Raw genomic sequence first — 16,344 nt, 5'->3', positions numbered from 1 at the left:
ACGTGTCATGCATACGCCGCCGGTCCATTATCTCTTCTTCTCGACTGCTATATTTTTCGCGGCCCTTTTGATGGCACTGGAATACGACCTCATTCGCAACTGGGATTTAAAGCCCAGCGAACAAAAAAAGCTGCAAGTTGAAGAAATCTTCGTTCTTGCGTCAATCCTGATAGCCGAACTGCTCATTTTTGCCTGGCGGCGCATGCGCGACCGCGCGGACGAACTCATGCGCAGAATGGCTGCAGAACAAGATGCCCACCAGTCCGCGCGTCATGACACGCTTACAGGCCTGCCAAATCGTAAACTCTTTGCCGAACGCGCTGGAGAGGCGCTTAGCAATTCATGGAACCGTGGCACGGATTGCGCAGTGCTCCTTATCGATTTGGATGGGTTCAAACCGATCAACGACACATGGGGACATGCCTCGGGTGACGCAGCCCTCCTCGAGGTGGCGGAACGCCTAAAGTCTTGCTCTCCGAAAAGCGGCATGGTCGCACGGTTGGGTGGCGACGAGTTCGCCGTACTTTGTGAAGCTCCTCTCGGCGGCACGGCGGCAATGAGTTTAGCGCAAGGCATCCTGCGTGAACTTGAAGAGCCGATTGGCATAAATGGGCACAATATAGCCATCAGCGCCACGATCGGCATCGCCATCGGTCCCGCCAATGGACGCCGCGCAGAAGACTTGATCCACGCCGCAGATCTCGCAATGTACGAAGGCAAGAGAAGCGGACGCGGCACGGTGGTGATGGCCACGTAATCCGTAGCACCACCTGACACGCCCTACATTTTCACGCATGCACACACAAAACTCTTTTCATATCAAGACGGCCCAAACGGCGATGGACCTTGAAGCCGTGGCCACACTATTTCGAGCGTACGCCGCAGCCCTCAATATCGACCTATCGTATCAGAATTTCGAAGCTGAACTGGCGAGCCTCCCTGGCGAATATGGCCCACCCGCCGGGTGTCTACTTCTCGCACGATCTTTAAACGGAAACGCTATCGGATGCGTCGCCTTGCGGCCGTTAGAATTTCCCGCCTGCTGCGAGATGAAACGCCTGTACGTCGCGCCTGACGCCCGCCGTAGCGGATTGGGCCATCACTTGGTTAACCGGATCCTGAAGGGAGCAACCAAACTCGGATATCGAGAGATACGATTGGACACACTTCCGAAATTATCAGAAGCGATTGCGCTATATGGCAAAGCCGGTTTCGAGGTGACGGAGCCTTACTACGACACGCCGATTGCAGGCACGATTTTCATGCGCCGTCCGCTCCCATAAAAAGCCGCACCACTACAAACCTAGATCGCGCAAGTATCTCTCGACACCTGGATGAATCTTGTCCGCATCAGCGGCGCCCCGTGTGTTCGCAGGCGTGGTCTCACGCGCCTGATCTAGACGAGACACCATTGCGCTTTGGCCCATATGCAGCGCCTTCGCCAACCGGTAGCCTGTATCGTCAGGAAGATCTGGTCGCGCGAGGATGTAGCTCCATACCCCAACGGTGTTGACCGGTTCCCTTTGCCCCTCATAGGCTCCGGCGGGGACCGTCATGGATTTAAGAAAAGAATACTTCGCCGTGACTGCCTTGATCTCGTCCGCAGAAAAGCCCATCAGCCGACCGCCGGACGCCATGACCTTGGTGAACCCCGGCCAGCCGATCCCTGCGCCCCAAAGTGCCGCGACGCGCCCCTCCCGCACCATGCCCGGCCCATCGCCGGCCTTCTCGAGAAAGTGCGGCTCAAAGTCGGCATCACGCTTGAGACCAAGCCCATCCATCACGTACTTGGCCATGAGCGTTAGACCAGACGTACGCGTCCCCCATGCTATGGGTTTTCCAACCAAGTCGCCCACCGACCTCGCGGAACTGTCGCCGCGCACCGCGAACATGCCTGGGCTTGAATAAATCGCCGCAATAACTTTGAGGTCCGCCGGTTGGCGCCCGATACCAGTGAATGCTTCATAGGCCGCAACGCCCTGAACAAGTCCGATATCGAATTTCCCCTCTTCGAGGAGACCGATGTTCTCAACACTGCCCTTGGTGTTGTGGGTGCTGACAGAGATCGAGCCATCCGCGGCGTTGATCGCAGCCGCGGCGACGTCCCCAAACAGTGTAAAACCACCACCTCGTGTCGCCGTAGCTAAGGTGACCTGAATAGGCTCAGCTTGAACCGGCAAAATGAAAAGGAAGAACAACGCCGATAGCACTGCTCTGGCAATCGGCATTTTCACGGCGGCATCTCCCGAACAACGCAAGGACCTCTATCCGCTAGGATACAATCTTTCCACGCTGCGTCCGTCAACAGCGTGATCGGCGTCCGCACTTTCATTCACAAACGAGACATGCCCCGTATAGCGCGGCGCGCTACTGGCAAGAGCAACCAGCAGCCCCACAATGAACCAGAAAATACGCTGGTAAAAGAAATCCTGAGTGAGCCCCCCAAGACAAAACGCGACAAGACAGATGAAGGCTGCATTCGCCACAATTTTGGCGTTGGGCAACAGCCGATAGCTCATTAAGCCACCAACGAACATCACAAACCCCGTGGCGATGAGCGCAAAACCGACGAGCCCCATCTCAGCCAAGATCCAAACAGGTACGTTGTGAATAACCAGCGCCTTTTGCCCATGTGCAATGCGGTCATGAATAAACCCGCCAAGCCCGTGCCCCAACAATGGAGCCTGACGCCAGAGCTCAAGACCCTGCACGATTGACTCCATACGCTCCTGATCGGACCCCTTGCGAACGACGGTTTTGCTGATCTGCGCCAACTGTATACCGTCGCCTTGCCACAGAAGCGGAACATTTGAGATCGCGACGGCCAAGACCAGCCCAATCACCACACCAGCGCTGAGTTCGCGTCGGCAGGACGGATACAAAACGAAGATCAAAAGGGATGAAGCACCAAGCATAATCCATCCGGTACGCGATTGCGCGAGTACAACCGCAAGCGCAAGCACCGCCGGGATCAACCTGAAACCCCACGCATCGCGACAGATCACATAGGACCGCAAGAAAAAGTATCCAATGAAGGCAATGACGCACTGGAATGCAAAGGCATTCCTATCGGCGAGGAACCCCTCAAGCTCCTTCCCAAGAATATCGCGTGGCAACTTGACGATCATGCTGTCGATCACAAACAAAACAATTTGTAACGCAGCCACGATCGCAACGGCCGAAACCAGGAGACGTAGCGTTTGCACAATGCGGCTACGCCCACCGTGTCCCCACAGCAAAAGACCAACACTCACGTAGGAAAGAATAACAAACCAACCGAGTGTGCGGTTAACGAAAGCCCACGACAGAAAGCCGTGAGAAACGACCCCTACGATCAAGGAAATGACGATCGCCGCGGTGATCGCACCCAGCGGTGCAAAAAGCCACTGGGCCCGCCGTACGGTGCTCCGGGTAGAACCCCACGTAAGTGCCAGAACGGCAGAGGCCGAGATTGCAAGAATGTCTGCCAGATTCACGTTCAGGGAATGCTCCGGCATTGGAACACGCACCTGAAACATAATCGCGAAAGGCAACAGAACAGAAATGATCGCCGCAAACAACCGATCGATGTCATGCTTGGCGGCTTCTGCGCCTAGACGGTCAACAGCGAAACGGGGGTGCGAGCGAGAGCGTACTGAAAGGAAAATGGTCGCGACAAAACAAACCGCGACAAGCAGCAACGACAAAATCCCGATCGCAGCGCCGACAGCAACGCCGATGGCAGCCGGTACCCCCAATTGCCCCAAGACGTGCGCAGCGCTGAGTTCTCGAATACCCCACCCGGCAAAGCTGATCGGCAAAGCAGCAAGAAACATGACGACCGCCAGGGCACCGAGCGCCGAAGCGACCGGCACAGGCTGATCATACGCGGAAAACTGCGCATAAAACGCACCGAGCATCGCGCAATGGGCAACCACTGACAGGAGAAAGCAACCCGCAATCGCAGGCCACGACAAGCGATCCGCCAGCTGAGCAAACAGGATGCGGATACGACGTCGATTGAAGAACGCGTAAAGCAAAAAGATCAGAGGGAGAGAGACCAAGAGATTCAGCAGGTAAAGACCGCCATGCTCCATATCGAAGCCAAGAGATCCGAGAGTGTAGCCCCCGCCGATGAGCGCAAAGATTAGCAACGATCCAAGCGCTATCATGCGCTCAACGAGACTAAGAAATGTAACAGCCGAAGCAGACACACCGGCGTTCGTCAGGATCGCAGCGCGACCGACCGCCTGACCGACCACACTGAATATGAGAAGACTGCCCAAGTGTCCGACAAGAAACGACCTGAACGTGTCGGACATGGGCACTTGAAGCCCGAGAATCCGGAACGAGTAGTGGAACCGCAGGAACGACAGAAGCAGATTGGCAAGGATGCACGAAAACGCAACTGCAGTCGGAACCCCAAACCCGCGACCAAGGGTTTCCACCACCGTTGTGAGGTTGATCTGAAAGGCGATAACCGTCGCAGCAAGCGCTGTTATAACGATTGTTATGCCGCGCTGGAGACGCATCGCCCCCTCCTGCTCACGCCAACCCAACAAAGCCCCTGCGCATTGAGGCTCGGTTGTATATCTATTATTTTCTAAGGTCGCTGGCGAGGCAGAAGCGCTCGGACCAGGATCAACCCGCTATGCCCATGGGTATAGCGAGGACCGTGCGGGTACCAGATCGAGTGAGCTCAAGAAAGCGAGAGGGCAGGGGATAACCCATCGACCCAAGCAAACACCTAGCGAAAGTGACATTCTCGCAATTCATTGGATTATTCTTACTTGAACACTCATCATCCCTAGCTACTGCAGATCAAACAAAACCAGATTTAACAAGCCTTCGCCTTAACAACCGCATGGCAGACAGATGGCTGCGGAGTAAAGACAAAGCCGACCCCTTACCCCCTCCGCGGCGGTGACATTTTCTCTCGAGCAATCATTTAAAGGTTAAATACTCTGAATGTGCGCGATGAACGCTTTGCACGTTCAACTTCCAAGTTCGCGAACATCTTAGCTAAGCGCAAAATATATCAGACCAACAAAGATATTTACTGGGTTGACCCGCCCGATGTACTCCGTAAGTTGGCTTCAATTACGGAGTATTGAGCTAAATGCTATGATAAAATTTTAGTCATAGTAGTCTTGGGAGAGACCAGTTGCTGAGGACGCTTGCAGGTATTGTCGCTGGACAGAGCTATAGAGTTCTAGCTTGCCTGTTTGTCACGGCGGTCTTCACACTTCCCACGAAAGGGCTGCATGCAGCAGATGCTGCCCCGGTGATCGTAGAAAGGGTTCGAGAAGTTCCACTCATCAGTAAGCTTGAGCTTTCCGGAACCGTGACCTCACGACGTGTCTCGCAACTTTCAACCGCCGTCCCAGGCTTGATCACGACGGTTCACTATGACGCCGGCGCACAGGTTAAAGCCGGAGAAGTCCTACTGGAGCTGGATCCCAAACTCGAACAGATTACGCAGGAACAGACGCTGGCTAATATCGCCGAGGCTGAAGCACAGCTGGCGGATGCCCATAGACGCCTAAAAATCGCGGAAGACCTGGCTACCAGGTCGCATGGGCCGCAGAATGCTGTCGACACGATCAAGACAGAGATCGCAATTCGCAAAGCCACGTTGGAACGGCTCCACGCCCAGCGCAATGCATCCGATGAGCGCCTTGTTCGACACGTTGTAAAGGCGCCATTCGCCGGAACCATCTCACGCAAACTGGCTGAAGCAGGTCAATGGGTCGTACCTGGAACAGCCGTTTTCGAACTGGTCGAAATGTCGGGCCTGCGGATCGAGCTGCCCGTCCCCCAACAGCATTTCGCGAAAATTGACGATGACATCGACATCAATCTGAACTTCGACGCCGTCCCAAATACCAATGTTCCAGCCCGCGTCGAAGCAATCATCCCAGTGAGCGATCCGACCGCACGTACATTTACCCTGCGGGTCATTCCTAAGACCGAGCGCAGCGACATCACGCCGGGGATGTCGGCGCGCGCAAGCATAAGCCTGCAAACGAATAGGAAGGGTCTCGTTGTCAGCCGCGACGCTCTGCTACGCCAACCTGATGGCCGCATCACGGTTTGGGTCGTCGAACCGAATGGCAAGGCAAATCTGGTTCGCGAACGGCGTGTCGAAATCGGTATTTCATTTGATGGGCTGACGGAGATTCGCTCCGGCCTCAAACTCGATGATCAGGTCGTTGTCCGCGGCAATGAATCATTAAATGAGGGACAAGCCGTTCGGCTCTCGAGCTGAACCGTGATCAGCGCCACGAAAGGATTGCCATCGTGTTCGAGGCCTTGATCAAGAGAGGCACGCTAACGGCAGTGATCACACTGATCGTTTGCGTTATAGGCATCGTAGCAACGATGCGCATTCCCGTGCAGATGATTCCGGACCTCGACGTAAGGACCGTCACCGTCGAAACCACTTGGTCTGGCGCGACACCGCAAGATATCGAGAAGGAAATTCTCATCGAGCAAGAGGAATACCTCCGCTCGATTCCAAGCCTCGAACGGATCATCTCGCGTTCATCGAGCGGCAGTGCGGAAATTGAACTTGAATTTCCCTACGACATCGACCTCAACGAAACGCTGATACGTATCAACAACGCGCTAAGCCAAGTCCCATCCTACCCTGAGAACGTTGACCAGCCGCGCATCTTCGCAAGTTCCTTCAGCGCAAACTCATTCATGTACTTGCGCGTCTCGCCGCTGGACGGGAATCCAAACCAGCTCGACATGGACATGATGCGCGACTTCGTCGACGACCACGTGCGGGTTCGTCTCGAAGGGGTGCCAAACGTTTCGCGCGTCAATATTGGTGGTGGCGCAGAAAAACAGGTTCAGATTCTCGTCAACGCCCCAGCTCTGGCAGAACGCGGGCTCACCCTCTCCGATGTTCGCAATGCGCTAGCCTCAAGAAACCGCGACACATCCGGCGGCGAAATCGAAAGCGGCAAGCGCCGGTACTTGTTACGCACCATAGGTCGCTTCGACGACTTGGAGTCACTCAAAGACCTGATCATCGTTCGCCGCGGCGACACGGTCACCAGACTCCGTGATGTGGCCGATGTGAGACTCGATCACTTCGAGATACGACAGCACGCTTACGTCAACGGCAAACCGATCATATTCCTTTCCATCCAACGGGAAGCCGGCTCCAACGTCATCGACATCAAAAAGCTGGTGCTCGAAGAAATGGAAGCGATAAACCGGAATGTGCTGAAACCCGCCGGTATGGCCCTGGAACTCACCGCCGACGACGTTGTGTACGTTGAAGCCTCAATCACGAATGTCTGGACGAACCTCGCCATCGGCGCGGTTCTCGCAACCCTCGTAATGTTTCTGTTCCTGCGCACCTTGTCGGGAACACTAATCGGCGTCATCGGCATTCCGATCTGTACGATCGCAGCCTTCCTCGGCCTTTTGCTATTCGGGCGCACCATCAACGTCATCTCGCTCGCAGGCGTTGCGTTTGCCATCGGCATGACAGTCGACAATTCCATTGTCGTGCTCGAAAGCATCGAATACGAGCGGCGGCGGGGCCTTGACCGAATGCAGGCCGCGATCGAGGGGGTACGCAAGGTTTGGCCCGCTGTGATCGCATCCACGATGACAACCGTGCTGGTGTTCGTCCCCATCGTCTTCATCGAGGAAGAAGCAGGGCAGCTTTACTCTGACATTGCGATTGCGGTCGCTGCGTCCGTATTGGCTTCGATGCTCGTAGCCATCACGGTGATCCCGACAGCCTGCGCACGCATCGACATTGCAGGAAAGAACAAGCAGACCGGGAGCATGCTCGAAGCGGGTTCAACCACGCTCGTCGGCTGGCTCGTGAAAAGCCGCGTACGCGCCGTGATGTGTATTGCGGTGATCACTGGATTGGGCACCGCCGTCATCACGTATTTGACTCCGTCCGCAGAATATTTGCCCGAGGGCGAAGAGCCAAAGGTCTTCGCCCGAATGAACGCACCGCCCGGCTACAATCTCGAAACGATGCACCGACTCGGCTTGGGATTGCAGACTGAACTCCTGCAGTACGTCAACGACGACCCTGAGCGTTTCAAGCGCGGCGAAGTCCCCTTCCCAGCTCTCAAATACGTTTTTTTGAGAGTGAATGCCGAAGGTCTTCGCATCATCGGTGAAACAGTCGATCCCGCTGATATAGAACCGTTTATGACGGCTATATCGGCCAAGTATCAGACCTACGCCGGTATGCAGGCCTTCGCCTCGCGAGGCTCAATCATTACCAGCAATGATGGGGGGACGCGGAGCGTCAGCCTCGATATTTCCGGCCCGAGGCTTGAAGACATTTTTGCGGTCGCCGCAGCCGCATACCGCCGAGCGGGGGAAGTCTTCAACAACCCACGGATTCAAGCCGATCCGCCTACGCTAACCCTCTCGCAGCCCCTCGTGGAAATACGGCCCAATTGGCAACGTGCTGCAGAGCTTGGCATGAACGCCAATGATCTCGGCTTTACCGTCGCAGCACTGACGGACGGCGCCTTTGCCGGATATTTCTATCAAGACGACGAGAAGATCGATCTCTACTTCTACGCGCACGATCCCTCCAACGTCGCCGTCGAAAATATCGAGAAGCTGCCCGTTTACACACCGCAAGGAACGATGGTGCCGCTGTCCGCACTCGCGGACGTACGCGAAACTGTCGATACGAGCACCATCCGGCGCATAAACGGAAGACGAACGGTGACACTCAACATCATCCCCCCGCCGTCCATTGCGCTTGAAACCGGCGTTGAAATCGTCGAGCGGGAAGTCGTCGAGCATTTACGGCGGACCGGCCAAATTCCGCAGAACATTGCTCTCGACATCTCAGGGGCAAGCGACCAACTGGAACGCACGCGTGATGCGCTCTCCGGCAACTACGTGGTGGCCATCATCATCATCTATTTGTTGCTGGTCGCAGTCTTCAGCCACTGGGGCTATCCGATACTGATTATGACGACGATACCTCTCGGCATCGCAAGCGGCATTGTCGGGCTGGCGCTCATGAACTTGGCTGGCGCGGCCTTGCCTTCAATTGGACTGACGGGCTTCCATCAGCCCTTCGACATGATCTCGATGCTGGGCTTCCTGATCCTGATGGGAACAGTGGTAAACAACCCAATTCTTGTCGTGGACCGTACGTCATATAACGTTCGGGAGATGGGCATGGACGCGCGGCAAGCCGTCACTGAAGCGGTTCAATCCCGTATACGCCCCATCACAATGACAACCCTGACGACGATCATCGCCTTGGCGCCACTCGTCTTCATCCCCGGCGCCGGAACCGAGCTTTATCGCGGCGTTGGAGCGATCGTTCTGTTCGGGATTCTCGGCAGCACGATCGTCACCTTGACGTTCCTGCCGTCGCTCACAGCTCTTGTGTTTCAGTACATCCGCTCGCCGTCTACTGCGAGCGGCGCGGAGACCTCCAAAGCCTGATGACTATCGGCGCACCGCCGGTGCGAGACGTTGCCCGCTTAAAAGCGTCGCAAGCGAATTTCGCGATGGCTTGAGATTGAGGAGTTGTCAGACTTGTACCAGCTAGCCGATCAGTCAGGCCACGCCTTCAATGACATCTCCACCACGTTCAGGAGATCCGCGTGCGACGCGCCACCTGACGCTTGAACCGACATGCCCTGAACAACCGTCTCCACATAGCGTGCAAGAGAAGCCGGATCGCTGTCAGGCGACAAGTCACCCTCCACTTTGGCCCGTTCAAGTCGTGCGCGAAGCGCTGTTTCACTGGCGGACCGGCGTGAGCACAGCTCATCCTTGATGGACTGTGCGGCTTCACCACACGACAAAGCGCCCTGGACGGCAAGACAACCACGTGGGTTACAGGGATCCGTCAAGCTCTTGGCTGCGCTTGTAAGGAGTCGCTCAACCACGGCGCGGGCGGTGGGCTCTTCCAATGCGGCACGTTGGAGTGCACCCGGCCCGGTCTCGACATAACGGTCCAAGGCGAGGCGGAATAACTCCTCCTTGTTGCCGAACGCGGCATAGAGGCTCGGGCGATTGATGCCCATGGCCTCGGTTAGATCGGACAAAGACGTTCCTTCATAGCCCCGACTCCAGAAAACGTGGAGGGCCTTATCTAGCGCTTTGTCAGTATCGAATTCTCTCGGACGGCCTTTCTGCACCGCTCTTCTCCTTTCTTGAACGAACCCCCTATACCATTAACATACTCATCGATACAAATAGTGATTGACAGCCCGGATGCCAGACCTATATGTGTACCGTACAGTACAAATATAGAGCACGAGGCATACAATGTCACATTCCCTCAAAGGTAAGGTTGCTCTTGTCACAGGAGCATCTCGCGGAATCGGCGCAGCAGCGGCATACGCACTCGCCAACGAAGGCGCCCACGTCGCAATCAGTTACGCAGCCTCAGCAGACAAGGCTGAGGCCGTCGTTCGCGAACTTGAAAAGAAAGGTGTCAAGGCCGCAGCTTTCAAGGCTGACCAAGCCAATCCCACAGAGGCGGCTGGTCTCGTAAAGGCTGTCGTCGACAAATTTGGTCGCCTGGACATCCTCGTCAACAACGCCGGTGTGTTCGTGACCGGTGCGGTCGGCGACGACGCGAACAATGACTACAACGCACTTGATCGCCAGCAGGCCATCAACGTGAACGGCGTTGTTGCGGCCATTCGCGAAGCATCCAAAGTCCTAAGCGATAACGGCCGGATCATCACAATCGGGTCCGCCATTGCAACGCGCGTCGGCTTTCCAAATCTCGCCGACTACGCGGCGACGAAGGGCGCTATCGTTGGTTACACAAAGGGCATCGCGCGCGACCTCGCATCGCGCAACATCACAGTCAACGTGGTGCAACCCGGCGCTGTTGATACGGACATGAACCCGGCGGACGGTGATTTTGCCAGTCACCTTAATGCCGTGACGGCCCTCGGTCGGTACGGTCGCCCGGAAGAAATCGCAGCAGGCGTAGCATTCCTCGCAAGCCCAGCGGCTTCGTATGTAACCGGCACCGTCCTGACAATCGACGGGGGTTACACAGCCTAATTCCCTAAGCCGCCCCCAACCACTTCTGGAGGATCCGGCACTCAGCCAAGTGTCCTGATCTACCGCCTCTCACATCACTTTCACCCATGTCCCGGCGTGCCGAACGACAGCGACCTCCGCTGACGCTCGACACACCGAACGGGGAACTGTTGCCCGACAGCAGCCAATCAAAAAGTCACAGGAGGCAGTCATGAGCCGCAATCAATTCCTGCTCCGCGTCTTCGCCGGCGAAGCCGTTCTCATCGTCTTGTTCAGCGTCCTCATCCTAGGCAGCAGCTGAAACAGAACGCTCGCTGCCACAACAACAAACGGTCCCAAACGGAGCCCATAAGAGATGATCCGATCCCCCGCCTTTATAGCCCTAGGGCTTGCCTTCCTCGTGGCCATCGCGATGGTGCTTGCTGGCTGCGACCTCAACGAGACCAAAACCGCCGCCGCATCCCCTGCGCCACCGCAGGTCGTCGCTGTAGCGCCGACAGTCAAAAAAATCACCGAGTGGGACGAATACACAGGACGGTTCACCGCCGTTGAAAGCGTCCAGGTCCGAGCGCGTGTAAGCGGCTACCTCACCGCCATTCACTTCAAGGATGGCCAGCTCGTAAAAGAGGGTGACTTGCTGTTCACGATCGATCAGCGACCCTTCAAACTGGCAGTCGCATCCACGCAAGCCGATGTCGGGGCTGCGGAAGCCGCACTGGAATTCGCTCGCCAGGAACTGTCTCGCGCGGCAGCGTTGCGTCCGTCGCAGACCGTACCTGAGCGGCTTTATGACGAGCGCGCGTCAGGCGTCCGGCAGGCCGAAGCACGCGTCCTCACCGCGAAAGCTGCGTTGGACCGCGCGCTGCTCGACCTGGAGTTCACGGAAATCCGTGCACCCGTTTCTGGGCGCATCGACAGTCATAAGGTCGACGTCGGCAACTTGATCGGCGGCGGCGGAATTGACGCCACGGTTCTCACTGACATCGTGTCTCTGGACCCCATCCACGTGGTTTTCGACGTCGATCAGAACGCATACCTGAAATACGTCCGCGCCGCGCGGAATGGCACGCGGCCAAGTTCACGCGAAGCCCCCAACCCAGTTCAAATTGCACTGCCAGACGATAAGGGATTTCCCCATTCCGGAACCATGGACTTTCTGTCCAATCAGGTGGATCGGGCAAGCGCAACGGTTCGGGCGCGCGCCATCGTGAGTAACCAGGATCTCGTCTTCACTCCTGGACTGTTCGCACGCGTTAAGCTTATCGCGAGCGGTGCTTACGATGCCGTGTTGATCCCAGACGAAGCCATCGCCACCGACCAAGCTTCCCGCGTCGTCTACGTCGTTAAAAATGGCAAGGCCGAACTGCGCAATGTCACGCTAGGGCCCATCGTCGACGGCCTACGCGTCATTCGCACCGGCATTACGCCCAGCGATATTGTGGTGACCTCCGGCCTGCAGCGCATTCGAGCCGGCCAGGAAGTCGCCATCAGCTCTACCCCCTCCGAGCCCGATATCAAAACTGCTCGCATTACCTCTGAGGAGATCGCCCGATGACACTCGGTCGCTACTTCATTGATCGGCCGGTATTCGCGATCGCCTTGTCGATCGCTACCCTGATCATCGGAGCCGTCGCCGCAAGCCGGCTCCCAATTTCCCAGTACCCAGAAGTTATTCCGCCAACAGTGACGGTGTCAGCTCAATACCCCGGCGCCAACGCTAAAACGATTGCCGACACGGTCGCGACGCCAATTGAGCAAGAAGTGAACGGCGTCGACGACATGCTCTACATGCAGTCTCAATCAACTCAGGACGGTCGCCTCAGTCTCACTGTGACATTCCGCATCGGAACCGATTTGGACAAAGCGCAGATGCTGGTTCAGAACCGCGTTGCACTCGCCGAACCTCGCCTTCCCGAGGTCGTTCGGCGCATCGGCGTCACGGTAGAGAAAAACTCACCCGATTTCCTTCTTGTTGCCCAGCTCATTTCTCCCGACAATAGCCGCGACCAGCTCTATCTATCCAACTACGCGACCCAACGAATTGTCCCGGTTCTCAGCCGGTTGTCCGGCATCGGCAGCGTCCAGATACTGGGTGCACGCGACTACGCAATGCGCGTGTGGTTGGACCCTGACAAAGTCGCTGAAATGGGCTTGTCGGCATCGGAAGTTGTAGAAGCTTTGCGCGCCCAGAACGTACAGGTTGCAGGCGGCGTTCTCGGCCAGCCGCCAGTTCCGACGGATCGCGCCTTTCAACCGTCTTTGACTGTCCAAGGCCGCTTCATCGAACCCCAAGAGTTCGAGCAAATCATTGTCAAGCGCACCGACGACGGCCGTGTCGTGCGTCTGCGCGATATCGCACGGACCGAACTCGGTGCCCGCAACTACGGCACTAATGCCTACATCAACGACACTCCCGTGGTCGCGCTGCTCGTCTTCCAGCGACCCGGCACCAACGCGCTCGATGCCTCGACGTCTATTCAATCGACGATGGCGAAATTGGCGGAAGGTTTTCCATCCGGTGTCGATTATCGGATGACCTATAATCCAACCGAATTCTTCGTCCGGACATCCATCGAAGCGTTGGAACACACCATCTACGAGGCCATCGCCCTCGTCGTCTTCGTGGTCATCCTCTTCTTGCAAAGCGGAAGAGCCACGATCATTCCGCTTCTGGCTATTCCAGTATCTCTTGTTGGAACGTTCGCCGTCATGGCGGCGCTCGGTTACACCATCAATACCCTGACACTGTTCGCATTGGTGCTGGCCGTTGGCATCGTTGTCGACGACGCCATCGTCGTCGTCGAAAACGTCGAACGCTATCTACGCGAGGGATTGTCACCCAAGGAAGCTGCGCGCAAGACCATGGACGAAGTGGGCGGGGCACTGATTTCAATCGCACTCGTGCTGACGTCGGTGTTCGTTCCAACCATGTTCCTCGATGGCATCTCTGGTGAGTTCTTCCGGCAGTTTGCCGTAGTGATCGCAGTCGCGACGTTGATCTCGGCGTTCAACTCGCTGACCTTGAGTCCTGCCCTAGCTGGGTTGCTTCTCAAAAAGCACGACACCCATACGCGCCGTCCGAGTATCTTGGCCAGACTGCTTCAGCCCCTCATCAACGGCTTCAATACTTTCTTCGACAAGTTGGCTTCCGGATACGCCGCACTAACGCGACAAGCGATCCGCAGGACGGGTTTCATGTTGGTGCTCTACGCGGGATTGATCGCGGCGGCTGTCTGGGCGTTCGTCCAGGTTCCGCGCGGCTTCGTCCCCGCTGCGGACCAGGGCTATCTCATTGCCTTGGTTCAGTTGCCGCCAGGCGCATCCTTGCAGCGGACAGACGACATCGTTCGCGAAGTGGGAGCCCGCTCCCGCCAAATTCCAGGAGTGGAGTGGGCACACATGTTCCCAGGCCAAAATCTGGCAACCGGAACACAGAGCAGCAGCGCTGGCGTGGTCTTCGTCCAGCTGGAGGATTTTAAAAAACGCCATGACAAATCAAAATCCGCAACGGCAATCCAAGCCGAGCTGAACAAGCGTTTCGCCGATATCGCAGGTGCCCAGATTACAATCATCGCACCTCCGACGATCCGTGGCATTGGCGCATCCGGCGGCTTCTCATTGCGGGTGCAGGATCTCAACAACCACGGCTCTGTAGCGCTCGAAGATGCCACCCAGAAACTGTTGGCTGCGCTCAGGGCGGATCCTCGAATTGCGTTTACGTTCACGCCGTTCAACGCGTCGGCGCCGGAGTACTTCTTCGACATCGACCGCACGCAAGCTGAGATGCTCGGCGTCGCCGTAGCAAGCGTCCACGAAACCCTCGAAACCTATCTCGGCAGCAGCTACGTCAATGACTTTAACCTCTCCGGACGCACGTATCAGGTAATCGCCCAGGCGGAGGGCCGGAACCGTCTCGATATCGAGCAAATTAGCAGGCTCAAAACGAAGGGCGACTCCGGTGCGATGGTTCCGCTGGGGTCGATTGCGACCTTCAAGACCCAAGCCGCACCCGATCGCGTGCCACGCTATAACTTGTTCCCAACCGCTGAAGTCATTGGGTCCGCAGTCCCGAATGTAAGTTCTGGCGCCGCACTCGATCTGGTGGAGGAAATCGCAGCAAAGACCTTATCGAGCGATTACGCCATCGAATGGACCGAGCTGTCCTATCAGCAGCGTTTGGCCGGAGGCGGTATTGTGATCTTCCTCCTGAGCGTGGTCTTCGTCTACCTCGTCCTGGCCTCACAATACGAAAGCTGGTCGTTGCCACTTGCCGTCATCCTGATCGTTCCAATGTGCTTACTCTCAGCAATCGGCGGCGTGATGTGGATGGGCCAGGACAACAACATTCTGACGCAGGTGGGCCTCGTTGTTCTCGTTGGCTTGGCCGCAAAGAACGCAATCCTGATCGTCGAGTTTGCACGTGACCTCGAAGCTCATGGCCAATCCATTGACGATGCCGTCGTGCAGGCTGGCCGCTTGCGGTTGCGTCCGATCTTGATGACATCGCTGGCGTTCATTCTCGGCGTTGTGCCACTGATGATCGCTGAAGGTGCCGGCGCAGAACTACGCCACGCCATTGGTACAGCGGTATTCTTTGGGATGCTCGGCGTCACCGTATTCGGCCTGTTCTTTACGCCGGTCTTCTACGTGACGGTGCGCCGTCTGCTCACCCGCAGACAAGCAACAAATCAAAGCCAAGGATCAATCTCTGCTGATCCCGTGCACACCTAGAAAGAACACAATGATCATGCGCCGCGCTGACGGAAGAAGATGCCGATAGCGCGGCGCAAAGAGATAAATCGCTGCCTAGAAAAGGGACATCTGCGCACAAATTAATAAAACTAGAAATCTGCAATTCGATTATCCGATTTTAAATGAGTGACAGCTAAAGTATGAGGGATTTCTGTCATCTAGAGCAATTGTCCCGAAAAGGCTGGTGTATCGCCCCATGAACGAACACCGAAAATCCCGTAGAACCCACACTAAGAAGCTGGCCAAGATTGTCTTTGACGACGGCCGCACTCCCGTGAATTGCATCATACTCGACACGTCAGAAGGCGGCGCGCGCCTTCTTATGGAAAGCAATGAGGAGCTTCCTGACCAATTTTTTCTGTTCAGAAGAGCTGAGTTGTCACTTCGCGAAGCCACCGTCGTCCGCCGTGCCTATAAAACGGTGGGTGTCCGGTTGTCGGAACCGCTTTCCGCAAACAGCGAACGTGCACGCGCCTTAAAACACCTGAAGGACCTTTCCCCCGTCTTCACGTGACGTCCGATACCATAACCATAAGATCGCGGCCTCTAGCGAACAGATCGTTAGAGGCCGCAATGGTTTTGAAAATGCTT

The 16,344-nt window shown here is 56.5% G+C and carries 11 protein-coding genes; 8 read left to right on the top strand and 3 right to left on the bottom strand.

Annotation, left to right across the window (positions count from 1 at the left end; translation table 11 throughout):
• Window positions 1-7: 7 nt before the first annotated feature.
• Together BLS30_RS15415 and BLS30_RS15410 are read left to right on the top strand one after the other, a co-directional pair.
• Window positions 8-757: a GGDEF domain-containing protein gene (locus BLS30_RS15415; protein ID WP_170832492.1), complete on the top strand. Its 750-nt coding sequence runs from the start codon at window positions 8-10 to the stop codon at window positions 755-757.
• 97 nt (window positions 758-854) lie between these two features.
• A complete protein-coding gene (locus tag BLS30_RS15410) occupies window positions 855-1,283 on the top strand; it encodes a GNAT family N-acetyltransferase (protein ID WP_244512472.1) in 429 nt (142 codons plus the stop codon).
• 12 nt (window positions 1,284-1,295) lie between these two features.
• Here the strand turns inward: BLS30_RS15410 and BLS30_RS15405 are convergent, their stop codons facing one another.
• Entirely contained in the window at window positions 1,296-2,228 is a 933-nt protein-coding gene (locus tag BLS30_RS15405) for a TAXI family TRAP transporter solute-binding subunit (protein WP_090230080.1), read from the bottom strand.
• 36 nt (window positions 2,229-2,264) lie between these two features.
• A complete protein-coding gene (locus BLS30_RS15400; RefSeq protein WP_090230077.1) occupies window positions 2,265-4,511 on the bottom strand; it encodes a lysylphosphatidylglycerol synthase domain-containing protein in 2,247 nt (748 codons plus the stop codon).
• Window positions 4,512-5,143: 632 nt separating this feature from the next.
• On the opposite strand from BLS30_RS15400, the gene BLS30_RS15395 reads away from it, so the two are divergent.
• Window positions 5,144-6,247, top strand: coding sequence for an efflux RND transporter periplasmic adaptor subunit (locus BLS30_RS15395; RefSeq protein WP_046478427.1), 1,104 nt, complete (start codon window positions 5,144-5,146; stop codon window positions 6,245-6,247).
• A gap of 32 nt (window positions 6,248-6,279) precedes the next feature.
• A complete protein-coding gene (locus BLS30_RS15390) occupies window positions 6,280-9,438 on the top strand; it encodes an efflux RND transporter permease subunit (protein WP_090230074.1) in 3,159 nt (1,052 codons plus the stop codon).
• Between the two features lie 110 nt (window positions 9,439-9,548).
• On the opposite strand, the gene BLS30_RS15385 is transcribed toward BLS30_RS15390, so the two are convergent.
• A complete protein-coding gene (locus tag BLS30_RS15385; protein WP_090230072.1) occupies window positions 9,549-10,139 on the bottom strand; it encodes a TetR/AcrR family transcriptional regulator in 591 nt (196 codons plus the stop codon).
• A 130-nt stretch (window positions 10,140-10,269) separates the two neighbouring features.
• Between BLS30_RS15385 and BLS30_RS15380 the strand changes: the two genes are divergently transcribed.
• The 4 genes from BLS30_RS15380 (at window position 10,270) to BLS30_RS15365 (ending at window position 16,267) form a co-directional block, all read left to right on the top strand.
• Window positions 10,270-11,022: an SDR family NAD(P)-dependent oxidoreductase gene (locus tag BLS30_RS15380; protein WP_090230070.1), complete on the top strand. Its 753-nt coding sequence runs from the start codon at window positions 10,270-10,272 to the stop codon at window positions 11,020-11,022.
• 334 nt (window positions 11,023-11,356) lie between these two features.
• A complete protein-coding gene (locus tag BLS30_RS15375; protein WP_090230067.1) occupies window positions 11,357-12,556 on the top strand; it encodes an efflux RND transporter periplasmic adaptor subunit in 1,200 nt (399 codons plus the stop codon).
• Window positions 12,553-15,732 carry an efflux RND transporter permease subunit gene (locus tag BLS30_RS15370; RefSeq protein WP_090230064.1) on the top strand — a complete coding sequence of 1,060 codons (3,180 nt, stop codon included), beginning with the start codon at window positions 12,553-12,555 and terminating at the stop codon, window positions 15,730-15,732. The genes BLS30_RS15375 and BLS30_RS15370 overlap by 4 nt, the downstream gene beginning before the upstream one ends.
• A 217-nt stretch (window positions 15,733-15,949) precedes the next feature.
• Window positions 15,950-16,267: a PilZ domain-containing protein gene (locus tag BLS30_RS15365; protein ID WP_046478421.1), complete on the top strand. Its 318-nt coding sequence runs from the start codon at window positions 15,950-15,952 to the stop codon at window positions 16,265-16,267.
• The last annotated feature ends 77 nt before the right edge of the window (window positions 16,268-16,344 follow it).

This window comes from Filomicrobium insigne (genome assembly GCF_900104305.1).
Taxonomy (GTDB): Bacteria; Pseudomonadota; Alphaproteobacteria; order Rhizobiales; family Hyphomicrobiaceae; genus Filomicrobium; species Filomicrobium insigne.
This window is presented reverse-complemented; position numbering and strand designations above follow the sequence as displayed.